At 71.2% G+C, this 21527-nt stretch carries 23 protein-coding genes; 9 read left to right on the top strand and 14 right to left on the bottom strand.

The window, feature by feature from the left end; all coding sequences use genetic code 11:
• Positions 1-20 precede the first annotated feature (20 nt).
• A complete protein-coding gene (locus SSOG_RS33115) occupies positions 21-425 on the bottom strand; it encodes an ATP-binding protein (protein ID WP_009718624.1) in 405 nt (134 codons plus the stop codon).
• A gap of 73 nt (positions 426-498) precedes the next feature.
• Between SSOG_RS33115 and SSOG_RS33110 the strand changes: the two genes are divergently transcribed.
• Positions 499-1323 (top strand): helix-turn-helix domain-containing protein, encoded by an 825-nt coding sequence (locus tag SSOG_RS33110; protein WP_039939259.1) that lies wholly within the window; start codon positions 499-501, stop codon positions 1321-1323.
• Entirely contained in the window at positions 1307-1495 is a 189-nt protein-coding gene (locus tag SSOG_RS33105) for a DUF397 domain-containing protein (protein ID WP_009718622.1), read from the top strand. Before SSOG_RS33110 ends, SSOG_RS33105 begins: the two co-directional genes overlap by 17 nt.
• 466 nt (positions 1496-1961) lie before the next feature.
• Here SSOG_RS33105 and SSOG_RS47050 read toward each other — a convergent pair whose 3' ends face one another.
• Both SSOG_RS47050 and SSOG_RS33095 read right to left on the bottom strand, forming a co-directional pair.
• A complete protein-coding gene (locus tag SSOG_RS47050; protein ID WP_009718621.1) occupies positions 1962-2279 on the bottom strand; it encodes an LppU/SCO3897 family protein in 318 nt (105 codons plus the stop codon).
• 350 nt (positions 2280-2629) lie between these two features.
• Entirely contained in the window at positions 2630-3331 is a 702-nt protein-coding gene (locus SSOG_RS33095; protein WP_009718620.1) for an NAD(P)-dependent oxidoreductase, read from the bottom strand.
• Positions 3332-3418: 87 nt separating this feature from the next.
• On the opposite strand from SSOG_RS33095, the gene SSOG_RS33090 reads away from it, so the two are divergent.
• From SSOG_RS33090 to SSOG_RS33080, 4 genes are all read left to right on the top strand, one after another.
• Positions 3419-4036 (top strand): TetR/AcrR family transcriptional regulator, encoded by a 618-nt coding sequence (locus SSOG_RS33090; protein WP_009718619.1) that lies wholly within the window; start codon positions 3419-3421, stop codon positions 4034-4036.
• Positions 4037-4212: 176 nt separating this feature from the next.
• The gene (locus tag SSOG_RS33085; RefSeq protein ID WP_050800043.1) at positions 4213-4752 is read left to right on the top strand and encodes a hypothetical protein; all 540 of its coding nucleotides are present in this window, start codon (positions 4213-4215) and stop codon (positions 4750-4752) included.
• A 15-nt stretch (positions 4753-4767) separates the two neighbouring features.
• On the top strand, positions 4768-4824 hold the full coding sequence (locus SSOG_RS58570) for a trp operon leader peptide (protein WP_106516695.1): 57 nt from the start codon (positions 4768-4770) through the stop codon (positions 4822-4824).
• Positions 4825-4919: 95 nt separating this feature from the next.
• Positions 4920-6839 carry a phenazine-specific anthranilate synthase component I gene (locus tag SSOG_RS33080; RefSeq protein ID WP_009718617.1) on the top strand — a complete coding sequence of 640 codons (1920 nt, stop codon included), beginning with the start codon at positions 4920-4922 and terminating at the stop codon, positions 6837-6839.
• 512 nt (positions 6840-7351) lie between these two features.
• Here the strand turns inward: SSOG_RS33080 and SSOG_RS33075 are convergent.
• The 4 genes from SSOG_RS33075 to SSOG_RS33060 all read right to left on the bottom strand — a co-directional run bounded on the left by SSOG_RS33075 (position 7352) and on the right by SSOG_RS33060 (position 11349).
• Complete coding sequence (locus SSOG_RS33075; RefSeq protein WP_009718616.1) at positions 7352-8380, bottom strand: 6-phosphofructokinase; 1029 nt, start codon at positions 8378-8380, stop codon at positions 7352-7354.
• Positions 8381-8546: 166 nt separating this feature from the next.
• A complete protein-coding gene (locus SSOG_RS33070; protein WP_009718615.1) occupies positions 8547-9233 on the bottom strand; it encodes a response regulator in 687 nt (228 codons plus the stop codon).
• A gap of 16 nt (positions 9234-9249) precedes the next feature.
• Complete coding sequence (gene macS / locus SSOG_RS33065; RefSeq protein ID WP_009718614.1) at positions 9250-10479, bottom strand: MacS family sensor histidine kinase; 1230 nt, start codon at positions 10477-10479, stop codon at positions 9250-9252.
• Positions 10480-10545: 66 nt separating this feature from the next.
• A complete protein-coding gene (locus tag SSOG_RS33060) occupies positions 10546-11349 on the bottom strand; it encodes a lysophospholipid acyltransferase family protein (RefSeq protein WP_009718613.1) in 804 nt (267 codons plus the stop codon).
• A 126-nt stretch (positions 11350-11475) separates the two neighbouring features.
• Here SSOG_RS33060 and SSOG_RS33055 point away from each other — a divergent pair, with 126 nt between their 5' ends.
• Together SSOG_RS33055 and SSOG_RS33050 are read left to right on the top strand one after the other, a co-directional pair.
• Entirely contained in the window at positions 11476-12291 is an 816-nt protein-coding gene (locus SSOG_RS33055; RefSeq protein WP_039942103.1) for an alpha/beta hydrolase, read from the top strand.
• Positions 12284-13015 carry a hypothetical protein gene (locus SSOG_RS33050; RefSeq protein WP_039939258.1) on the top strand — a complete coding sequence of 244 codons (732 nt, stop codon included), beginning with the start codon at positions 12284-12286 and terminating at the stop codon, positions 13013-13015. Before SSOG_RS33055 ends, SSOG_RS33050 begins: the two co-directional genes overlap by 8 nt.
• Positions 13016-13038: 23 nt before the next feature.
• Here SSOG_RS33050 and SSOG_RS33045 read toward each other — a convergent pair whose 3' ends face one another.
• The 6 genes from SSOG_RS33045 to SSOG_RS33020 form a co-directional block, all read right to left on the bottom strand.
• Positions 13039-13815, bottom strand: coding sequence for an endonuclease/exonuclease/phosphatase family protein (locus SSOG_RS33045; RefSeq protein ID WP_039939257.1), 777 nt, complete (start codon positions 13813-13815; stop codon positions 13039-13041).
• A 16-nt stretch (positions 13816-13831) separates the two neighbouring features.
• Entirely contained in the window at positions 13832-14773 is a 942-nt protein-coding gene (locus SSOG_RS33040) for an ROK family glucokinase (protein ID WP_009718609.1), read from the bottom strand.
• 57 nt (positions 14774-14830) lie between these two features.
• Entirely contained in the window at positions 14831-15307 is a 477-nt protein-coding gene (locus SSOG_RS33035) for a DUF5304 domain-containing protein (RefSeq protein WP_009718608.1), read from the bottom strand.
• A gap of 117 nt (positions 15308-15424) precedes the next feature.
• Positions 15425-16777 (bottom strand): ArsA family ATPase, encoded by a 1353-nt coding sequence (locus SSOG_RS33030; protein WP_009718607.1) that lies wholly within the window; start codon positions 16775-16777, stop codon positions 15425-15427.
• 125 nt (positions 16778-16902) lie between these two features.
• Positions 16903-17340: an SRPBCC family protein gene (locus tag SSOG_RS33025; protein ID WP_009718606.1), complete on the bottom strand. Its 438-nt coding sequence runs from the start codon at positions 17338-17340 to the stop codon at positions 16903-16905.
• Between the two features lie 66 nt (positions 17341-17406).
• Complete coding sequence (locus SSOG_RS33020; protein ID WP_039939256.1) at positions 17407-18177, bottom strand: metallophosphoesterase family protein; 771 nt, start codon at positions 18175-18177, stop codon at positions 17407-17409.
• 254 nt (positions 18178-18431) lie between these two features.
• Here SSOG_RS33020 and SSOG_RS33015 point away from each other — a divergent pair, with 254 nt between their 5' ends.
• Complete coding sequence (locus tag SSOG_RS33015; protein ID WP_009718604.1) at positions 18432-20126, top strand: AMP-dependent synthetase/ligase; 1695 nt, start codon at positions 18432-18434, stop codon at positions 20124-20126.
• 76 nt (positions 20127-20202) lie between these two features.
• Here SSOG_RS33015 and SSOG_RS33010 read toward each other — a convergent pair whose 3' ends face one another.
• A complete protein-coding gene (locus SSOG_RS33010) occupies positions 20203-21345 on the bottom strand; it encodes a glycosyltransferase family 4 protein (RefSeq protein WP_009718603.1) in 1143 nt (380 codons plus the stop codon).
• Between the last annotated feature and the right edge of the window lie 182 nt (positions 21346-21527).

The raw sequence follows: 21527 nt of genomic DNA, 5'->3' as shown, positions 1-21527 counted from the left end.
ACGGTGTGAGACACCCCGCCTCACGCTTTGAGCTCGAACCACACCTTCTTCCCTGGTCGGCCTTGGTTCCGCTCCACGCCCCAAGCGTCCGTGACCAGCTCCACCATCGCCAGCCCCCGCCCGTTCTCCTCCCACGGCCCGGCGGCCCGCCTGACGGGCACGACAGACGAGGCGTCGCCGACCTCGACCCGCAGCTTCCCCTCCTGCGCGAGCAGCACCACGGTGCAGCTCCCGCCGGGCACGTGCTTGATCACGTTGGCGAGCAGCTCGGTCACGGCCAGCCCGGCGGGCTCGGCCAGGTGCGGCATGTCCCACATGGCGAGGAACGTACGGACGATACGTCGGATGTGGCGGGCCGCATGCGCGGACAGCGTGGTGAAGGTCAGGTGGTAGTGGGGCGGCGGGTACGCAATGTCTTCGTTCACGACACAAGAGTGGATCCGGACGATTACCGTGGGCTACCGCAAGAACACAACGTGCTGGTTGTTGGGGGCTGTCATGCCGAACATCCGAAAGCTGGACCCGACTACGTCTCCGATGCATCACCTTGGCGCGGAGCTACGCCGATATCGCGAGGCCGCCGGGCTCACGCAGGATCAGTTGGGCGGCAAGGTCTACTGCACCGGTTCGCTGATCGGTCAGTACGAGACGGCCAAGAAGATCCCGACCAATCGCTTCACCAGACAGCTGGACGACGTGCTGAACACGGGCGGCGCGCTCCTGCGGCTGCTGGAGATGGCTCTGCGCTTCGGCGTGCCCCTCGAACTCAAGGATCACAGCGAGCTGGAGGCCGAAGCCGCCCAGAAGTTCGTGTTCGAGATGACCGTGGTGAACGGCCTGCTACAGACCCCGGACTACGCACGGGCGGTGCTCAGCGTGCTCAGCAAGGACCAGCTCGAATCAAAGCTGGAGCAGCGACTGTCACGCCAGCAGATCCTTCACAGGAAGCGCCCGCCGCTGCTGTGGGCCGTATTCGGCGAAGGGGTGCTGCGCCAGGAGATCGGCGGTCGGGACGTGATGCGGGCCCAACTGGCGCACCTGTTGAGTTTCCGCGATCACCCGCACGTGCACATCCAGATCCTGCCGTTCACGGCCGGAGCACATGCAGGTTTTGGTGGGGCTTTCGCGCTGCTGCGCTTCAAGAACAGCCCGGAGTTGGCGTACGACGAGACGCGCAGAGCGGGCTACATGACCGCCGATCCGGAGTACGTCGGCGATCTCAGCCTTCGTTACGCTCACTTGCAGGCTGCCGCCCTGTCCGTACAGGACTCGGCAGATCTGATCGCGCACGTGATGGAGGAACGCTATGGAACGCAGTCCTGAGTGGCGCAAGTCGAGCTACAGCGCGGACGACGGCGGCGAATGCGTGGAGGTTGCCGAGATACCCGGCCGGATGGCCATCCGCGACTCCAAGAACCCCGACGGGCCCGTCCTGCTGCTCTCCCCCGCCGCCTTCGGCGACTTCGTCACCGCTGCCGCGAACGGCGAACTCTGATCCCGAAGGCGCGGCTTTCGTCGCGCCTTCGGCGATGGAGCATGGACAGGGCCCGGGGGCCAAGCCGCGCCGTCGCCGTCTGACGGCCAGTGACATTGAGTCGGCTCACAGACACCGGCCACGCCGGATACCACGGTCCCCGTGTCCGTGAGCCACCTCCAACCGGTAGTGGACGCCCCTGACGAGCCCACAGCCCGGCACCGCCCCACGCCACGAAGGCGCGGAGCCGCCACCGGCCCTCGCCCGAGCGAACCGTCCGAAGGCAACGGCGGGACCCGGCCCCATCGCCCCCCAATGCTCCAACCACCGGAACCGAGACGAAGCCCGCACCCGGCATCCGGTCAGGGCGCCCCACCGGCCCGTTCCGCCCACCCACCGACGACGCCCACAAAACACTCCGGGCCGTGTGCTCCGCCGGATGGCGGAGCACACGGCCCGGAGCGCACCGGCCCTACTGACCCACGTGCTACTTGCTGATGCGCTCCATGCACAGCGTGAACTGCGGCCTGCCGTTCCGCGTCAGCTGGTACGTGGCGTACTGCGGATCGCAGCTGTAGTCCATCGCCTCACGCTGCTTCACCTTGTAGTCCGCGGTGGCGCCACCGCAGTCCACGATGGTGAGGTCCGGATCGGTGTCGGTGCCCTTCTTCTGGAGGCAGTCGCCGACCTCGGCGGAGGACGCGCTGGTGCTGTCCGTGTTGGCCGGGCCGGTGTCGGGGCTGTCGTGGCCCAGCACCCCGTACCAGATACCGCAGAAGATCGCGACCAAGACACCGGCGATCATCTGGATCTTGGTCTTGAGGTTGAAGCGGCTGAAGAAGCCGCGCCGGGGCGGAGGCGGCGGAGCGGGCGTACCCGGGTAGGGCTGACCGTACTGCGGCTGGCCGTGCGGCGGCTGCTGGCCGTACTGGGGCTGGCCGTACGGGTACGGCTGCTGCGCCGGGTAGGAAGGGCTGTGGCCGCCGGGCGGCGGTGCGTTCGTGGACAGAGCGGTTCTCCCCGTTGAAGAGCATGGCGATGACCGCGCATCAGACCGATACGCGGGCCCTGTAACTTAACGGCCCCCACCGACAGCCCCGGCACCGGGGTGGCACCTCCACACCGCCCACACACACCCGGCCCACCGGCGCGGGGTCATGCGCCGATATGCAACGCCTCTTTGAGGAACACGCGGGCGTAGCTCGGGGTGCCCTGAGTGGTGATCACCTCGATGCAGGCGCGTACGTGCTGATCGCCGGTGGCCTCGCGCAGGAGCACGTCGGCCAGGTCGGCGCGGGAGGTGAACATGCCGGGCAGCCGCTCGGGCGCGACGGCGATGCGGTAGTCGGTGACCGTCGTGGCGTCGAACAGTCCTGAGGGGCGGACGATCGTCCAGTCGAGATCGGTGGCGCGCACGATCTCCTCCATGCGGCGCGCGTCCTCGTACAGCGGGCGCCCCATCGACAACAGGATCGGCCCGACCACTTTGCGGTAGAAGAACTTCTCCTCGGGTGCGAGTTGGGGGTGCACGCCGATCGAGGTCACGCATACCAGCCGCCGCAGGTCGTGCCGGTTCATCGCCGCCACGATGTTCCGCGCACCCTGCGAGTAGATCGTGACCGGCTCCTTGGTGTACGGGACGCCGAGGACCGATACAACGCCGTCATGGCCGGCCACCACCTCATCCACCATCGCCGCGTCCAGAGCATCGGCGCCCGCCACCCGCAGGTGCGGATTCTCGATCGGGAAGGCTTCGGGCCGCCGGGTCACGGCCGTCACGGCATGGCCCTCCGCCAGCGCCCGCTGGGTGACAAGTCGCCCTGTCGGGCCGTTCGCCCCGAAAACCACGAGCTTCATGCGGTTCTCCCTCCTGTCGCGGCAGCTTGGTAGGCTACAGAATGACGTTCCAGAACTTGGAACAACGTTCTAATCGGGAGCATACACATGTCGGATCTGCCGGGAGTCGTCCGGCTGCGTGATCGACGCGAGGCGCTCACGCTGCGCACGATCCTCACCGCCGCGCGCAGGCTGTTCGCCGAACACGGCTATGCCCGCACACCGATCCGCTCCATCGCCAAAGAAGCCGGGGTCGCGCCGCAGACCATCTACGCGCATTTCGGTTCCAAGGCCGGCGTGCTCAACGGGCTGGTCGACTTGATGGATGAGGAAGCCGGCCTGCCGGAGCTGTTGGCCGAGGCGGCGGAGCTGACCGATCCCGACACCCTGCTGGGACTGCTGGCCAAGGCATGCCGCCAGGCGCGGGAACGCTGCGGCGACATCGCCACCATGCTGAACACCGGCGCCGCGGTCTCCCCGGACATCGCGGCCACCCAGGCGGAAGGAGCACGACGGAACAGGCTCGGGGTCGAGAGGGTCATCGAACGCGTCCGCGCCACCGGCTGCGGCGTCCACCCCAAGGCCGTGGACATCGCCGTCGCCTTGATGAGTGCCGGCGTCCACGACAGCCTCGTTCTCGACGCCGACTGGGCCCCCGAGGACTACGAAGCATGGCTCAAGGACACCCTCGTCACCGCGGTACTGCTCCCCATGCACGCCACGTGACAAAGGTCCGTACCAAGCACACACAGAAGCCGTGGCGCAAGAACGGGCGTTCGGGCATCCCTCGGCCGTTTATGGACATGCCGCGCAGAAGACGTGATGGAACCGTGCGCTCCTCGGACGCTGTTCGGGTGACCGGCCCGCCCCCGTGGCCGGTCCCCATCCGAAGGAGTAGTCCCATGAGGAAGTTGCTCCGCCGCAGCGCCGCCGCCCTGGCGGCCGCCGCCTCGCTCGCGCTGATGTCGCTGACCGCCGCCCCGGCGGCCCAGGCGGCACCCGCCGCCAACCACGCCGGGATGACCTGGACCGTCGCCGAGAAGCAGGCCGACGGCACGATCCGCGTGAGCTCCGACCCGTCGACCAACGCGTACCAAGGCGACACCCCTGCCACCGCCGTCCTGCCGATCCTGTGTCTCAGAGTCACCGGCGCCCCGGTGCCCGCCAGCATCAACCCGGACTTCTACCACCCCTGGGCGCGCGGCACCGTGGCCGCGACGCCGCCCGTGTCGGGCACCCGGTTGACCAGCCGGGCGGCCGCCGACGGCATCTGCGAGCAGTACTACGGGCCCGGCTGGCGGGAGGGCGAGCATCACGATGGGCGCTACGGCCCCAACCTGGAGTACGGCGGTGGCTGGTCCTTCTGGGCTTACGGCTACGTACCGGAGAACACCCGGTTCTGGACGGCCATCGACGGCCAGCCTGCGAACCCGTGGGACTGAGGTAGAGTCCTGACCATGTTCGCGCGACTGACCATGACCTGGTGGTGGACCGCTCATCCGGCGGCCCACTGAATCGCGCGCACCCACAGACACACGCGAAGGCCGCCCGAGGGGCGGCCTTCGGCGTTTCCGCGGGTCGTTCCTCCTCTCCGGAAGGAACATCCGTTATGACGCATCCCGACGCTCAGGCCCTCGTCGCCCGCCTGCTCGCCGACGACTGCCCGCCCTTCGCCCTGCTGCACCGCCGTACGCCAGGGCACGACCCCGACACCGTCGAGGTGCTCATCGGCCCGGCCGGTGAGGTGGAGCGGCTGACCGATATCCCGCTGCCGACCGGGGCGCCGGAGGGCGGCGGGCCGGTGAGCGACGCGCTCGCGCTGGTGCCGTTCCGGCAGATCCGGGAGCGGGGGTTCGACGTACGGGACGACGGGACGCCGCTGGCCGTGCTGCGGCCCGAGACCACGTACGCGCTGCCGCTCGCCGAGCTGCTGGACGCGCTGCCCGCGCACGACGTGCGGGTCGAGGGCGGGCGCTTCGACGTCGACGACGACGCGTACGCGGAGATCGTGAGCCGGGTCATCGAGGACGAGATCGGCACTGGTGAGGGTGCCAATTTCGTCATTCGGAGGACCTTCGAGGGGGAGATTCCGGGGTTCGCGAGTACCGACGCGCTCGCGCTCTTCCGGCGGCTGCTCGCCGGTGAGCGGGGCGCGTACTGGACGTACGTCGTACGGCTGGGCGGCGGGCGGACGCTGGTCGGGGCCAGCCCGGAGGTGCACGTACGCATGTCCGGCGGGACGGTCGTGATGAACCCGATCAGCGGGACGTACCGCTATCCGGAGGGCGGGGCGTCGGTGGACGGGCTGCTGGAGTTCCTGCACGACCCCAAGGAGGTGGAGGAGCTGTCCATGGTCGTGGACGAGGAACTCAAGATGATGTGCACCGTCGGCGACATGGGCGGCGTCGTGGTCGGGCCGCGGCTCAAGGAGATGGCGCACCTCGCGCACACCGAGTACGAGCTGCGGGGGCGGTCCTCGCTGGACGTGCGGGAGGTGCTGCGGGAGACGATGTTCGCGGCGACCGTCACCGGGTCGCCCGTGCAGAACGCGTGCCGCGTGATCGAGCGGTACGAGCCGGGTGGGCGCGGGTATTACGCGGGCGCGCTGGCGCTCATCGGGCGGGACGGGGGCGGCGCGCAGACCCTCGACTCGCCGATCCTCATCCGCACCGCCGACATCGACGGCCGTGGGGCGCTGCGGGTGCCGGTCGGGGCGACGCTGGTGCGCCACTCCGACCCGCGGAGTGAGGTCGCCGAGACGCATGCCAAGGCGGCCGGGGTGCTGACCGCGCTCGGCGTGCGGGAGGCGCCCGTACGGTCCGGTTCCGGCTTGCGGCCCCGGCTCGCGGACGACCCGCGAGTGCGGGCGGCGCTGGACGCGCGGCGGGCGGACCTGGCGCCGTTCTGGTTGCGGATGCAGGCGGCGGAGCATTTGCTGTCCGGGCATGCGCTGGTGATCGACGCCGAGGACACGTTTACGTCGATGCTGGCGCATCTGCTGCGGATGGCGGGGCTGACGGTGACGGTGCGGCGGTACGACGAGCCGGGCGTCCGGGAGGCCGCCCTGACCCACGACGGGCCGGTCGTGCTGGGCCCCGGGCCGGGGGATCCGGGGGACGCCGCGGACCCCAAGATGCGGTTCCTGCGGGGGCTGGCCGCGGAGTTGGTCGCCGGGCACCAGCATGGGCTGCTGGGGGTGTGCCTGGGGCACGAGCTGATCGCGGCGGAGCTGGGGTTGGAGATCGTGCGGAAGGAATGTGCGTTTCAGGGGGGCGCAGGAGCGGATCGACTTCTTCGGGCGGGGAGGAGACGGGTGTGGTTCTACAACAGGTTTGCTGCGCGGTGCGGTGAGGGGGTGGAGGCGGAGTTGGCGATGCATCGGGTGGAGTTGAGCCGCGACGTGTCTTCCGGGGAGGTGCATGCGCTGCGGGGGCCGGGGTTTGCGGGGGTGCAGTTCCATCCGGAGTCGGTGCTGTCGTTGGATGGGGCGGTGGTGGTGGCGGAGCTGCTGGCGGCTGTGCGGGTCTGACCGTTCCCCACCCCGCCCCTTCCCGCAGTACCGATATGCGGCTCCGCCGCGTGGCGGGCTCCGCCCCGGCCCCCGCTCCTCAAACGCCGGAGGGGCTGGGATGGCCCGGCAGGGGCTGGGGAGTCCCGGACGAGGGGCTGCGTTGTCTCAGCCGGAGCGGCTGGGGTGTCCCGGCCGGAGGGGCGGGGCACGCCCGCGGGGCTGGGATGTGACCTGGTTGTGGGCAATCGTTCCGCGGAGGGGGCACCTCCCAGCGGTAGCTGGGGGAGGAACGGGTGGGCACAACCCGGCCACCGGGCCGCGCCCGGCAACGAAAGCGAGGCCCGGCTCCGGGGCCCGGGGCGGAGCCCCGGTTCGGGAAGGGGCGGGGAGGGGAAAGACCCACCCGGCCCACACCCGGCGACGAACCCCCAGCGCCAGCACCCGGCCCGCCCCGCGGCCACCCCGGGGTCCGGGGCGGAGCCCCGGCGGGACCTCCCGCCGGGGACGGCGCCCCGGCGGGAGCGGCGGGGTCAGCCGAAGAAGACCTCCGCCTCCGCGTACAGCGACGGGTCCACCGTCTTCAGGCGGGCCGTCGCCTCGGCCAAGGGGACGCGGACGATATCGGTGCCGCGGAGGGCGACCATCTTGCCGAAGTCCCCGTCCCGCACGGCGTCGATGGCGTGCAGACCGAAGCGGGTGGCGAGCCAGCGATCGAAGGCGCTGGGGGTGCCGCCGCGCTGCACGTGGCCGAGGACGGTCGTACGGGCCTCCTTGCCCGTGCGCCGCTCGATCTCCTTGGCCAGCCACTCACCGATCCCGGAGAGCCGGACGTGACCGAAGGAGTCCAAGGACTCGTCCTTCAGGACGGCATCGCCGTCCTTCGGCATCGCGCCCTCCGCCACGACCACGATCGGCGCGTAACGGATCTTGAAGCGGGATTCGACCCAGCCGCAGATGCGGTCGACGTCGAAGCGCTGCTCGGGGATGAGGATGACGTTGGCGCCGCCGGCGAGCCCCGCGTGGAGGGCGATCCAGCCCGCGTGGCGGCCCATCACCTCGACGACGAGGACCCGCATATGGGATTCGGCGGTGGTGTGGAGGCGGTCGATGGCCTCGGTGGCGATGTTGACCGCGGTGTCGAAGCCGAAGGTGTAGTCCGTGGCGGAGAGGTCGTTGTCGATGGTTTTGGGGACGCCGACGCAGGCGATGCCGTAGTCGCCGGAGAGCCGGGCGGCGACGCCGAGGGTGTCCTCGCCGCCGATGGCGATGAGGGCGTCAACCTCCTGTTTGGCCAGGCCCTCCTTGACCCGGCGGATGCCGTCCTCGCTGTTGAAGGGGTTGGTGCGGGACGAGCCGAGGATGGTGCCGCCGCGCGGCAGGATGCCGCGTACCGCGCGGATGTCGAGGGGAACGGTGTCGTTCTGGAGGGGACCGCGCCAGCCGTCCCGGTAGCCGACGAAGTCGTAGCCGTATTCCTGCACGCCCTTGCGCACGACGGCGCGGATGACCGCGTTGAGACCGGGGCAGTCGCCACCGCCGGTCAGCACTCCGACCCGCATCCTTTTCGTCCCTTCTGCCGCTGAAATCCCGAGATTGGGCCCGATACGAGGGCCACGCTAACGGTGATCCAGGTCACAGGGGATGGGGCGGAAAGCGATTCCTGTGGTGGCAAAGGGAGTTGGGAAGGAAGTTCACCCGTTCGAGCGGCAGGGCGGTGGACGCGGCTTACGCGTCGTCCAGCCCCGCCTCGATCGCGTACCGCACCAGCTCCACCCGGTTGTGCAGCTGGAGCTTGCCCAGGGTGTTCTGGACGTGGTTCTGCACGGTGCGGTGGGAGATCACCAGACGCTCGGCGATCTGCTTGTACGAGAGCCCCTTGGCCACCAGCCGCAGCACCTCCGTCTCCCGCTCGGTGAGCTGCGGGGCGACCGGCTGGTCGGCGGTGGCGGGGGCGGGCTCGCTGGCCAGCCGCCGGTACTCGCCGAGCACCAGACCGGCGAGGCCCGGGGTGAACACGGCGTCGCCGACGGCGGTACGGCGCACCGCGTCGATCAGCTCTTCCGTACTGGCCGACTTCAGCAGATAGCCGGTGGCGCCGGACTTGACCGCCTCCAGGACGTCCGCGTGCTCACCGCTCGCGGAGAGCACCAGCACCCGCAGCTTGGGGTGGGCGGCGACGACCTCCTTGCAGACCTCGACGCCGGGCAGCCCGGGCAGGTTGAGGTCGAGCACCAGGACGTCGGGCTCGGCGGCCTTGGCCCGGCGGACCGCCTGCGGGCCGTCCCCCGCGGTGGCCACCACGTCGAACCCGGCCTCGGACAGATCGCGGGCGACGGCGTCGCGCCACATCGGGTGGTCGTCCACCACCATCACCGTCACCGGCGGCTCGGCTTCCCGGACGTCGTCGGTCATCGTGCGGTCGTTCCCTTCATGTCCGGTCCTTCGCGTTCAGCGCGGGTTTCGGAACCGTCAGCTCCACCTCGGTGCCCTGGCCCGGCGCCGAGATCCACTCGGCGGTGCCGCCGAGGTCGCGCAGCCGCCCCCGGATCGACAGGGCGACGCCGAGCCGCCCTTCCCGCTCGGCGTCGGCGAGCCTGCCTTCGGGGATGCCGGGCCCGTCGTCCCGTACGGTCACCATCACCGCGTTCGGCTCGTCCTCCAGCAGGATCCAGGCGCGGGCGCCGTCGCCCGCGTGCACCCGCACATTGTCCAGCGCGGCACCGACAGCGGCCGCCAACTCCCCCGCCGCCGCGGCCGGGAGGACCACCGGGGCGCCCGGTTCGGAGAAGGTGACCTGGGATCCGGCGTGCGGGGCGATCAGGGCCCGCAGATCGCAGGGGTCGGCGGCGTCCTCCGGCAGGGTGTCGGCACAAGCGGGGACAGGAGCGGGCGGCGATGCCGGGGGCTCGGCCTCGTCCAGGTCGTGGCGGTCGTCGGCCGCCGCGCGCGGCGGGGTGACCAGACCGGTGGCCACCAGCGAGCGCAGCGCGATCTCCTGCTCCCCCGCCATCCGGCCCAGTTCGGCCGCCTCGCCGCCGATCGCGGCGCCCCGCCGCTGCACCATGGCCAGCACCTGGAGCACGCTGTCGTGGATGTCGCGGGCCAGCCGCTCGCGTTCGCGGGTCGCCGCCTCGATGCGCAGCGCGCGGGCCAGGGTGCGTTCACTGGCGCGGGCGACCTCCACGACGTACCCGATGGCCACGCTCGCGACCCACACCAGCATCAGCATGTGGACGGTGTCCTGCGCGAACCCGCCGCGCTCGATGATGTTGGCCGCGCAGACGACGGTCGACGCCCACGCGGCCCACCGCCAGCCGCCCTTGATCGCGAAGCCGAGAACCGCGCCCGCCGTCCATATGGAGGGCAGCGTGGGCGTGCCCTCGGCGATGCGGTCGTGGTTGTCGACCAGCGGGGTGAGCAGGATGCCGGTGATCGCGACCGCCAGGTCGCCGATCAGGAAGCGGCGGGTGCAGCGCTCGGCCGAGGAGACCATGCGGAAGGTCAGCGCCGTCCACACGGTCAGCACCGCCATATAGGCGGCGGCGCCGAGCGGACGGTCGTAGTCGTGGAAGGAGTAGACGAAGAGACAGAGCGCGTAGATCAGCGTGAGCACCCGGTAGGCGGTCAGCGCATGCCACAGCGGCTGCTCCACGGACATGCGTACGACACGCTCGCGCTTGGGCTGTAGCGCCAACTTCCCCCCACCCCCGGGCCCGGCGCGACGTTACGCCCCGGTCTTGTCCTTGTCCGTGCTCTTGTCGTCCGTGCTCTTGTCGTCCGAGCTCTTGTCGTCCGAGCTCTTGTCGCTCTTGTCGGCGCCCTTTTCGGCGGCCTTCTCGGCCTTCTTACGGGCCGCCTCCGCGTCCGCGATCTGCCGCTTGGCCGCGGTCGCGTAGATGTCGACGTACTCCTGGCCGGACAGCTTCATGATCTCGTACATGACCTCGTCGGTCACCGAGCGCAGGATGAAGCGGTCGCCGTCCATGCCGTGGTAGCGGCTGAAGTCCAGCGGCTTGCCGATCTTGATGCCGGGGCGCATCAGCTTGGGCATCACCTTGCCCGGCGGCTGGATCTTCTCGGTGTCGATCATCGCGACCGGGATCACCGGCGCGCCCGTCGCCAGCGCGACCCGCGCCAGACCGCCGGGCTTGCCGCGGTAGAGACGGCCGTCCGGGGAGCGCGTGCCCTCCGGGTAGATGCCGAACAGCTCACCGCGCTTGATGACCTCGATCCCCGCCTTGATCGCGGCCTCGCCCGCGCCCCGGCTGCCCGAGCGGTCCACCGGCAGCTGGCCGACGCCCTTGAAGAACGCCGCGGTCAGCCTGCCCTTGATCCCCGGAGTGGTGAAGTACTCCTGCTTGGCGATGAAGGTGACCTTCCGGTCGAGCATCGCGGGCAGGAAGAAGGAGTCGGAGAAGGAGAGGTGGTTGCTCGCGAGGATGGCCGGCCCCTCGTCGGGGACGTTCTCCAGTCCCTCCACCCAGGGCCGGAAGGCGAGCTTCAATGTGCCACCCACCGACAGCTTCATTGCACCGTAGAACAACCGAGAACCTCCTGTATCCGACGAGGAGACCTTAACCTGCCTACCCCCGGTGGGGCGCGCCGCGTACGCTGAGGTCCCGTTGACCGCTTCACCACCGAACGGAGATCCGTGGTGCCGCTCCTCCCCGGAGCCGAGCCGTTCCGCCACGACGGCGGAGAGATCGGCGTCCTCGTCTGTCACGGCTTCACCGGTTCGCCGCAGTCGGTGCGCCCCTGGGCCGAGCACCTCGCCCGGCGCGGGCTGACCGTCTCGCTCCCGCTGCTCCCCGGCCACGGGACCCGCTGGCAGGATCTCGCGGTCACCGGGTGGCAGGACTGGTACGCCGAGGTCGACCGGGAGCTGCGGGCGCTGCGCGAGCGGTGCGCCCGGGTCTTCGTCTGCGGGCTGTCGATGGGCGGCGCGCTCGCGCTGCGGCTGGCCGCCCAGCACGGCTCCGAGATCAGCGGCGTCGCCGTCGTGAATCCCGCCAACCGGATCCACGATCCGCTGGCCGTGGCCCTTCCGGTGCTGCGTCATCTGGTGCCCTCCGTCAAGGGGATCGTGAGCGACATCGCCAAGCCGGGTTCCCAGGAATCGGGATACGACCGGATGCCGCTGCACGCCGTGCACTCGATGCGCCGCTTCTACCGGGTGGTCGACGCCGAACTGCCGCAGGTGACCCAGCCGCTGCTGGTGATGCACAGCCCGCAGGACCATGTGGTGCCGCCCGCCGACTCCGAGCGCATCCTGAGCCAGGTCTCGTCCCGGGACGTCACCGAGCGGCGGTTGGAGCGCAGCTACCACGTGGCGACGCTGGACTACGACGCCGAGTTCATCTTCGAGGAGACGGACACGTTCATCACCCGGCTGACCGCGGGTATGGGTGAGGACAACGGGGCACATCCCGGGGACATCGGCGGGAAGGAGGGGGCGGCGGCCAGTGGCTGAGCGCGATTCGAACGAGAATGAGGCGGGGGCGCGCCGGGACGACGACGCCGCCTTCGCGGCGATCGTCGCCGCGTACGGGGAAGAGCCGCCGGATCCGCCGGGTGCGGAGAAGTGGCCCGTCGCCGAGAACCTGACGGAGAAGTGGGGCCGCGAGGACTCCCGCCGCGAGGAGCGGCGTGACGACCGCCGCGACGACCCGCTGGACGAGCTGGACGACGGGCTGGACGACCGCTTCGAGGGCCGTTTCGAGGACGACTTCGACCCCGACGCCGAGGACGACCGCAGGAGCGCGACGCCCCCGGACACCCTCGCCAAGGCCGATAAAGCAGACAAGGCCGACAAGAGCGATCCGGGCGATGCCGCCGGCAAGGGCGACAAGCCCGTCGGCAGCTTCATCGTGTTCGCGCCGGGCGTGGGCCCGCGCGACTGGGACGCCGCGGAGTCCTCCGATGACGACTTCGACGAGACCGACGAGGGCCATTTCGTCCCGCCCGAGCCGCCGCCGCTCCCCGAGTCCGACACCACGTCCCGGTTCGCCTGGCTGGGTGTGCTGGGCGGGCCGCTGCTGCTGCTCGGCGTGGTGCTGTTCCAGGTGGAGCTGACCTGGTGGATCGCGACGCTGGGCGTCGGCGGCTTCCTGGGCGGTTTCGTCACGCTGGTGATGCGGATGCAGGACAGCGACGACGAGGAGGACGACGACCCGGGGCGCGGCGCCGTCGTCTGAACGCTTTCCTCTGACCGAAGGGGCTACGCGGCCACGCGGGGCAGCCGGAGCGCGGCCAGGACCGGCAGGTGGTCCGTGGCCGCCCGCAGATCGGCGTCGCCGACGCCGGGCAGCCCGGACGGCACCCCACAGCCGATGATCTCGATGCCGTCGGATGCGAACAGCGCGTCGATGCGGCGGCGCGGATCCCCCGGGTCGAACGTGTGCTCGCTCCCCCACGGCTCGGTGGCCCAGCCGTCCCGCAGCGTCCCGGCGATGCGGCGGAAGGCGCGCCCGTCGGGCTGCTCGTTGATGTCCCCGGCGGCGACGGCGTACGGCACGTCGAGCGCGGCGACCCGGTCCAGCAGCATCCCGGCCTGGTCGTAACGCTCGGCCGCGGCCAGGCTCAGATGGCAGCTGACGACGCCGAGGCGAATACCGTCATCGTCCCGGTGTCCGCCGCCGAAGCGCAGTACGGCGGTGGCGAAGCCGCGCCGGTGCAGGCCGGGGACGCGGGGTAACAGGATGTCCTCGGTCCGCTCGACCTGGGCGCGCAGCGAGGTGAGGATCATGGGGCCGGTGGCGGTGGCCCCGCCCGTGGCGTAGACGAGGCCGGTCTCGCGGGCCAGCCGGGCGACGGCCTTGCGCCAGCGGAAGAAGCGCGGTGCCTCCTGGACGCAGACCACATCGGGGTCGCAGGCCCGGATCACCCGGGCCAGCGCCTCGCGGTCGTCGCGCAGTGAGCGGATGTTGTAGCTGAGCACCCGCACCACGGCCCCGTCCGGGCCGCTGGTGGAGGCGGGCAGATCCGCGAGCACCACGGTCCCCCTCTGGCCGTCAGCCCTGGCGGGCGAGGTCGGCCGCGCCGACCAGCCCGGCCTTGCCGCCGAGCTGGGCGGCCAGCACCTGGGCGTGCGGCCGCCACTGGTTGCCGACCAGCCAGCGGCGGAACGACTTGCGGATCGGCTCCAGGACGAGATCGCCCTCGTCGGAGACCCCGCCGCCGACGATGAACGCCGAGGGGTCGAAGAGCGAGGCGAGGTCGGCGAGCCCGGCCCCGGCCCAGCGGGCCAGCTCGCGGAAGGAGTCGATGGCGACCGGGTCGCCCTGGCGGGCGGCGTCGCTGATGTGCTTGCCCTCGATGTTCTCGGCGGTGCCGTCGCCGAGGCCGAGCAGGATCTCGGCGTTCTCCGGGGTGGCGGCGGCGCGCTGCTTGGCGTAACGCACCAGGGCGCGGCCCGAGGCGTACTGCTCCCAGCAGCCCTGGCTGCCGCAGCCGCAGAGCAGACCGTCGGGGACGACTCTTATGTGGCCGAACTCGGCCGCGACGCCGAAGCGGCCGCGGTGCAGCTTGCCGCCGATGATGATGCCGCCGCCGAGGCCGGTGCCGAGGGTGATGCACACGACGTCGTCGTGGCCCGCGCCGGCGCCGAAGCGGTACTCGCCCCACGCGGCCGCGTTCGCGTCGTTCTCGACGACGACGGGCAGGCCGACGCGCTGCTCGACCTTGTCCTTCAGCGCCTCGTGCCGCCAGTTGATGTTGGGCGCGAAGAGCACCGTGGCGCGCTTGTCGTCCACGTAACCGGCCGCACCGATGCCGACCGCCTCGACGTCATGACCGGTGCTGACCTTGCGCACCGCGTCCGCGATGGCGTCGACGACTCCCTCGGGGGTCGGCGGGGTCGATACCTTGCTCGTTTCGAGAATCGAGCCCTCTTCGTCGACCACGCCAGCCGCGATCTTCGTGCCGCCGATGTCGACGCCGATGGTGAGTCCCATGAGTCCCTCAGTTATTTGGTCGAACCCCGCCACGGCTAACGGTACCGGAGGTAGCGCTCAATCGAGGTCGATGTGTTCACTACTCGAACTCTGACCTTCGTCTCCGTGAGATGTGTCCTTGTCGTCGCCACCGCGGGTCCAACGCTCTTCCTGGCCCGTCACGGCGGCGCGGTAGGCGGCGAGCAGTTCGCTTCCGGCGCTGGCGAGATGCTCGAATACGTCGGGATTGCGCTCTATGACCGGCTCAACGGCCGCCTTCGCCCCTGCGATCAACTGTTGTACGGCCCCCTCCACCGCCGTACCGGCGAGCGGGGTCTGGAGTCCGGCCAGCTTCTCCGCGACGGCGTCGGCCAGCTTGCGCAGCTCCTCGGCGGCACTGCCCGGCTCCTCGCCACCACCCTCCCGGGCCCGCCGCCGTTCCTTCTCGGCGGCCAGGTCCTCGGCGCAGGCGCGCTCCCAGGCATCGGGGTCGATCTCGGTGACCGGTACGTCGGTGCCGGGGCTGTCGGCGGGGCGCTCGGTGGCATCGCTCATGGCGAACTCCTGCGGCGGGGAGGCTGGCTGCCCGGTCCGTTCGTTCAACCGGGCTTGCTCTCGACGTTACCGGAACGACGGGCCTCGGTCAGAGCCCGCGGAGGGGCGTACGGGAGGTCAGGGCCGCCTCGGCCACAGGTCGGGGTCCGGGGTGAAGCGGACCTGGAGGTGGCCGTCGCGCAGCCCGGCCCCGGAGACCGTGCAGCGGCGCAGCGCGGACGGCAGCGGCAGCACGCGGTGGAACGTCCCGACCGTGACGATCAGTTCGTCGCCGCGCCGGACCAGACTCAGCCCGTCCCGGGAGGCACCGGGCAGCGGCAGCCGCCACAGCAGCACCCCCTCGTCGGCCAGCCGGTCCTCGACGGTCCACGGGTCGGCCGCCGGGCGGTCAGGGCGCGGATCGGGCGCCCCGACGGGACCGGCCAGCGCGCCAAGACCGGCGGTCGGGCGGGGCGCGCCGCCCCCACCGGAGACCACCACCCCGGAGACCACTCCGGGGTCGTCACCGGGGCCGCTGTCGGCGGTGTCGGGGGCATCGGTGGCGTCGCCGAGGCCCTGCGGATCGCGGCCCAGGTGCGGCAGCTCGCGGATCGGCACGGCCGGTGCCCACTGCTCGTACAGGTCCTTCAGCGCGGCCTGCTGCTGTCCGGACAGCGCCCCGAGCCAGGGGTCGGGGGTGCCGGTGGGCAGCAGCCGGTTGGCGATGACCGACTCCACCCGGCAACCGTGGAGAGCGAGCCCGGCGCGGGCGGTGCGCAGCGCGCGGTCGGCGAGCGGCCCGGGCTCCACCACCACCCGTACGGTCGTGGCCTCCGACTCCAGGACGCCCTGGACGGCGGCCAGCTCGTGCTCCCAGCGCTCGGCCAGCTCGTACAGCTTCTGCGCGGGCATCGGCATCCCGGCCAGCTGCGCCAGCATCGGCCGCAGCGCGCGGGCCGCCTGCCGCTCGGCGGGCAGCAGCCGCCGCAGATAGCGGCGCAGTTGTTCGGGCAGGGCGAGCAGGGCGACGGTCTCCGGCGCGGGCGGCAGGTCGACCACGAGGACGTCCCAGCCGGTGCCGGGCGGGGCGGTCTGCGCGGCGCGCAGCGCGCGCAGCAGTGCGACCGACTCCACGCCGGGGAGCGCGGTCAGCTCCTCGCCGTCCAGCGGGGTCGAGCCCAGCATGTCGAGCATGCCGCGACCGCGGTCCTGGAGGACGGTCAGCTCGTCGCGGAACCACTCCTCGGTCACGACCCGGGCCGCCCACAGCCCCGGGGTCAGCGCGACGGGTACGGACCACGGCAGCCGGTCGGCGCTGCCCCCGGGGGCGCCGCGCAGCGGGCCGATGCCGAGCAGCGCCTCGGGCGTGCCGTCCCGGTCCGCGGTGAGCAGCAGGGTGCGCTGTCCCTCGCGGGCGGCGGCGAGGGCGGTCGCGGCGGCCACGGTGGTGCGGCCCGCGCCGCCCGTACCGGTGACGAGGACCGTACGCATGAAGAGAGCCTCCGGCAGGGTGGTACGTGGGTGTGCGGTGCGGCTCCCGGTGGCCGCCCCCGCCGGAGCGTACCCCGCCACCGGCCCACGCCCGGCCCGGTGGCGGCCGCGCGCCGAATCGGGGGTTAAGCGGCCTCGACGCGCTTCTTCAGACCCGCGAGCGCCCGGTCGATGATGACCTTCTCGGCCTTGCGCTTGATCATGCCGAGCATGGGGATCTTGACGTCGACGGTGAGCTGGTACGTCACCTCGGTGCTCTTGCCACCGTCCAGCGCGGCCAGCCGGTAGGAGCCGTCGAGGGTGCGCAGCATCTGGGACTTGAGCAGGGACCAGCTGACCTGGTCGCCGCTCCAGGTGTACTGGAGCGTGTAGTCGTCCTTGATGGCCCCGGCGTCGAGCACCATCCGTACCTGCTCACCGCGCCCCTGGCCGTCCTTGGTGAGGATGTCGGCCTCCTTCACCTCACCGGACCACTCCGGGTAACGGTCGAAGTCGGCGATCACCTCCATCACGTCGGCCGGGGCCGCCTCGATCGTGATGCTCGAGCTGGTGTGTTCCGCCATCGCCGTGGCTCCTCCGTACCGGTCCGCCGCATGGGGTGTCTGCCGGTGAAGGCTATCGCGGGTGGGTCACCACTCCAGGGTCCAGGGGGTCCCGGAGGAGGCGAAGTGTCCGACGTTGACGCATTCGGTGGCGCCGATCCGCATCCGGCGGGCGAGCGGTTGGTGCACATGACCGAAAAGCGAATAGCGGGGCCGGATGGTGTGGATCGCGTCCAGCAGCGCCTCGCTGCCGCGCTCGAAGCGGCGGGCGATGGTGTCGTAGCAGAGGTCCGGCACCTCGGGCGGGATGTGGGTGCACAGCACGTCCACCTCGCCGCGGCCGCCGAGCGCCGCGATCTTCTCGGCGTACGCCTCGTCGTCGATCTCGTACGGGGTGCGCATCGGGGTGCGCAGGCCCCCGCCGACGAAGCCGAAGACGAGACCGCCGATCTCGACCCGCTCGCCGTCGAGGATCGTGGTGCCGGATTCGGCGTATTCAGGCCAGAGCGCCGGTATGTCGACATTGCCGTAGGTGGCGTACGTCGGGGCGGGGAACGCGGCGAACAGCTCGGCGTATTGCCTGCGTACGGCCGACTCGATGGCCGCGTGGCGGTCCATCCCGTCCCACAGCCGGTTGCCCAGATCGCGGGCCTCCTCGAAGCGGCGGGCGGTGCGGAGTTCGACCAGGCGGTCGGCGTTCTCGACACCGAAGAGGTCGGGGAAGATGCCGCGGGAGTGGTCTGCGTAGTCCAGGAAGAGGACGAGGTCGCCGAGGCAGATCAGGGCATCTGCCCCGTCCCCCGCCTTCCCCAGATCCTGACTGTTCCCGTGCACGTCACTCACCACGTGGACTCGCATGCGTGTCACCCTAAGACCTGTGACCATCCGTCCGTAAGGTGTTCCGTTCGCACAGTGACCCGCGTCCACCTGCGATTCCTTCCGGGCCCCGGTGGCGGTCCACTAGTCTGCGGGCAGTATGAGGGCGATGTGTGACGCATAAAACATCTGTACGGAAACCCCTATCCCACAGCCATACCGATGGGTAACGTCCGGGCAGTCCAGCACCCCCCATTGCCCTGTAGCGGCGCCGGCGCCCACGAGGAGCAGCAGTCTTGCGCGAGTTCAGCCTTCCGGCCCTTTACGAGGTTCCGGCCGACGGCAATCTGACGGACCTCATCCAACGCAACGCGACGCAGCACCCCGATGTCGCGGTGGTCGGCCGCAAGGTCGACGGCCGGTGGGAGGACGTCACCGCGGCGGACTTCCTGGCCGAGGTACGCGCCGCCGCCAAGGGCCTGATCGCGGCCGGGGTGTCGGCGGGCGACCGGGTCGGCCTGATGTCGCGCACCCGCTACGAGTGGACGCTGCTGGACTTCGCCATCTGGAGCGCGGGCGCCATCACCGTGCCGGTGTACGAGACGAGTTCACCGGAGCAGGTGCAGTGGATCCTCAGCGACTCGGGCGCAGTCGCGGTCCTCGTCGAGACCGGGGTGCACGAGGCGGCCGTGGAGTCCGTACGGGACACCCTGCCCGAGTTGAAGCACGTCTGGCAGATCGAGGACGACGCGATCGGAACGCTGCGGACGCTGGGGTCGGACGTCAAGGACGAGACGGTGGACGAGCGCTCCTCGCTCGCCAACGCGGACTCCCCCGCCACCATCGTCTACACCTCGGGCACCACCGGCCGCCCCAAGGGCTGCGTCCTGTCGCACCGCAGCTTCTTCGCCGAATGCGGCAACGCGGTGGCGCGGCTCAAGCCGATCTTCGCCACCGGTGACTCCTCCGTGCTGCTCTTCCTCCCGGAGGCGCATGTCTTCGGGCGGTTGGTGGAGATTTGCGCGGTCCTGGCACCGATCAAACTCGGCCACGTTTCGGACATCAAGACGCTCACCGATGAACTCGCCGCGTTCCAGCCGACCTTGGTGCTGGGCGTGCCGCGCGTCTTCGAGAAGGTCTACAACTCGGCGCGGGCCAAGGCCCAGGCCGAGGGCAAGGGAAAGATCTTCGACAAGGCCGCCGACGCCGCCATCGGGCGCCTAGCGCCGCGCACCACGCATCTCCGCGCGCCCGCTGGGCGGAGCGGCTCGGCCACTTCTACCCGGGGCATCGGCTTCACGGTGCTGGAGGGGTACGGCCTGACCGAATCCTGTGCGGCCACCACCTTCAACCCGTGGGACCGGCAGAAGATCGGCTCGGTCGGCCAGCCGATGCCGGGCTCGGTGGTCCGTATCGCCGACGACGGCGAAGTGATGCTGCACGGGGACCACCTGTTCACGGAGTACTGGAACAACGAGGCGGCGACGGCGGAGGCGCTGGCCGACGGCTGGTTCCACACCGGGGACGTCGGCACCCTCGACGAGGACGGCTACCTCACCATCACCGGCCGCAAGAAGGAGATCATCATCACCGCGGGCGGCAAGAACGTCGCCCCCGCGGTGATCGAGGACCGCATCCGGGCGCACGCCCTGGTCGCCGAGTGCATGGTCGTCGGCGACGGCCGCCCGTTCGTGGGCGCGCTGATCACCCTGGACGAGGAGTTCCTGCCCCGCTGGGCCGCCGAACACGGCAAACCGGCCGGTGCGACGGCGGCCGACCTGCGCGAGGACGCCGATCTGCTGGCCGAAATCCAGACGGCCGTGGACGACGGCAACGCGGCGGTCTCGAAGGCGGAGTCGGTGCGGAAGTTCCGGGTGCTGACGCAGCAGTTCACCGAGGACTCGGGGCATGTGACGCCGTCGCTGAAGCTCAAGCGGAATGTGGTGGCGAAGGACTTCGCGACGGAGATCGAGGCGCTGTACGGGGGCTGAGCGCCGCGGCGCTTCTCTTGGACTTCTCTTGGACTTCTCTTGGACCGGGCCCGGGGCTTCCCCGGGCCCGTTGTCGTCACAGCAGCGAACGCAGCCGGTCCGCCAGCAGGTCCCAGCGCCAGCGCTCCTCGACCCAGGCGCGGCCCCGCTCGCCCATCCGGCGGCGCAGCGCCTCGTCCTCCAGCAGGGCCACGATCCGCTCCGCGCTCTGCTCCGCGGAGCCGCCCGGCACCACCCAGCCGGTCTCGCCCTCCAGCACCGCGTCCGGTGCGCCGCCGGAGTCCCCGGCGACCACCGGAAGCCCGGTCGCGGACGCCTCCAGGTAGACGATGCCCAGGCCCTCGACGTCCAGCCCGCCCCGCCGCGTACGGCACGGCATGGCGAACACGTCGCCCGCGCCGTAGTGGGCGGGCAGCTCCTCCCAGGGCACCGGGCCGGTGAACCGTACGGATTCGGCCACGCCCGTCGTCTCCGCGAGCCGTCGCAGATCCTTCTCGTACGGCCCGCCGCCCACGATCAGCAGCACCGCGGCCGGCACCCGCTTCAGGATGTGGGGCATCGCCTCGATCAGCGTGTCCTGCCCCTTGCGCGGCACCAGCCGCGATACGCACACCACGACCGGCCGCTCCGCGAGCCCCAGCCGGGCCCGGATCTCGTCCCCGCCCGAGCCCGGGTGGAACGTCTTCTCGTCCACCCCCGGCGGCAGTTGCACCATGCGGGCCGCGGCCTCGGGGGTGAGGGCTTCCGCGATGCGGGAGCGGGTGTACTCGCCGAGGTAGGTGATCGTGTCCGTACCCTCGCCGATCCGGCGCAGCAGCGCCCGGGAGGCGGGGAGCTGGGCCCAGGCCGCCTCGTGCCCGTGCGTGGTCGCCACCGCCCGTTCGGCCCCCGCCTTGCGCAGTGCCGGGGCCATCAGCGCGAGTGGCGCCGCGGCGCCGAACCACACCGAGCGGCAGCCGTGCTCGCGGAGCAGCTCGGTGGCGCGGCGGGTCACGCGGGGCGTGGGCAGCAGCATCGTCGTACGGTCGCGGATGACGGGGAACGGCTGCTCGGCGTCGAACCGGGCGGTGGCCTGTTTGCCCTCCTCGCCGTGCTTCCAGGTGGAGGCGTAGACGACGATCTGCGCCGGGTCGAGGCGGAGGGCGATGTTGTGCAGGAACGCCTGGATGCCGCCGGGGCGGGGCGGGAAGTCGTTCGTCACGAGCAGGGTCTTGTCCATCGTGGCCGACAGTACCGGGTGGGGGTGCGAGCGGCTTTTCCCCACCCCGCCCCTACCCGACCCCGGGGCTCCGCCCCGGCCCCGCTCCTCAATCGCCGGAGGGGCTGGAAAGGTTGTGGGCAATCGTCCCGCGGGGCGGGACGGGTGGGCACAACCCGGCCACCGGCCCGCACCCGGCAACG

Source organism: Streptomyces himastatinicus ATCC 53653 (assembly GCF_000158915.1).
In the GTDB taxonomy this organism is placed as follows: domain Bacteria; phylum Actinomycetota; class Actinomycetes; order Streptomycetales; family Streptomycetaceae; genus Streptomyces; species Streptomyces himastatinicus.
The sequence above is the reverse complement of the archived record's forward strand: the minus strand, read 5'-3'. Positions and strand labels throughout refer to the sequence as shown.

Coding starts and splice junctions, on each gene's coding strand:
- SSOG_RS33110 (WP_039939259.1), top strand. CDS start 499: ATGCCGAACATCCGAAAGCTGGACCCGACTACGTCTCCGATGCATCAC.
- SSOG_RS33105 (WP_009718622.1), top strand. CDS start 1,307: ATGGAACGCAGTCCTGAGTGGCGCAAGTCGAGCTACAGCGCGGACGAC.
- SSOG_RS47050 (WP_009718621.1), bottom strand. CDS start 2,279: ATGATCGCCGGTGTCTTGGTCGCGATCTTCTGCGGTATCTGGTACGGG.
- SSOG_RS33095 (WP_009718620.1), bottom strand. CDS start 3,331: ATGAAGCTCGTGGTTTTCGGGGCGAACGGCCCGACAGGGCGACTTGTC.
- SSOG_RS33090 (WP_009718619.1), top strand. CDS start 3,419: ATGTCGGATCTGCCGGGAGTCGTCCGGCTGCGTGATCGACGCGAGGCG.
- SSOG_RS33085 (WP_050800043.1), top strand. CDS start 4,213: ATGAGGAAGTTGCTCCGCCGCAGCGCCGCCGCCCTGGCGGCCGCCGCC.
- SSOG_RS33080 (WP_009718617.1), top strand. CDS start 4,920: ATGACGCATCCCGACGCTCAGGCCCTCGTCGCCCGCCTGCTCGCCGAC.
- SSOG_RS33075 (WP_009718616.1), bottom strand. CDS start 8,380: ATGCGGGTCGGAGTGCTGACCGGCGGTGGCGACTGCCCCGGTCTCAAC.
- SSOG_RS33070 (WP_009718615.1), bottom strand. CDS start 9,233: ATGACCGACGACGTCCGGGAAGCCGAGCCGCCGGTGACGGTGATGGTG.
- macS (WP_009718614.1), bottom strand. CDS start 10,479: ATGTCCGTGGAGCAGCCGCTGTGGCATGCGCTGACCGCCTACCGGGTG.
- SSOG_RS33060 (WP_009718613.1), bottom strand. CDS start 11,349: ATGAAGCTGTCGGTGGGTGGCACATTGAAGCTCGCCTTCCGGCCCTGG.
- SSOG_RS33040 (WP_009718609.1), bottom strand. CDS start 14,773: ATGGGACTCACCATCGGCGTCGACATCGGCGGCACGAAGATCGCGGCT.
- SSOG_RS33035 (WP_009718608.1), bottom strand. CDS start 15,307: ATGAGCGATGCCACCGAGCGCCCCGCCGACAGCCCCGGCACCGACGTA.
- SSOG_RS33030 (WP_009718607.1), bottom strand. CDS start 16,777: ATGCGTACGGTCCTCGTCACCGGTACGGGCGGCGCGGGCCGCACCACC.
- SSOG_RS33025 (WP_009718606.1), bottom strand. CDS start 17,340: ATGGCGGAACACACCAGCTCGAGCATCACGATCGAGGCGGCCCCGGCC.
- SSOG_RS33020 (WP_039939256.1), bottom strand. CDS start 18,177: ATGCGAGTCCACGTGGTGAGTGACGTGCACGGGAACAGTCAGGATCTG.
- SSOG_RS33010 (WP_009718603.1), bottom strand. CDS start 21,345: ATGGACAAGACCCTGCTCGTGACGAACGACTTCCCGCCCCGCCCCGGC.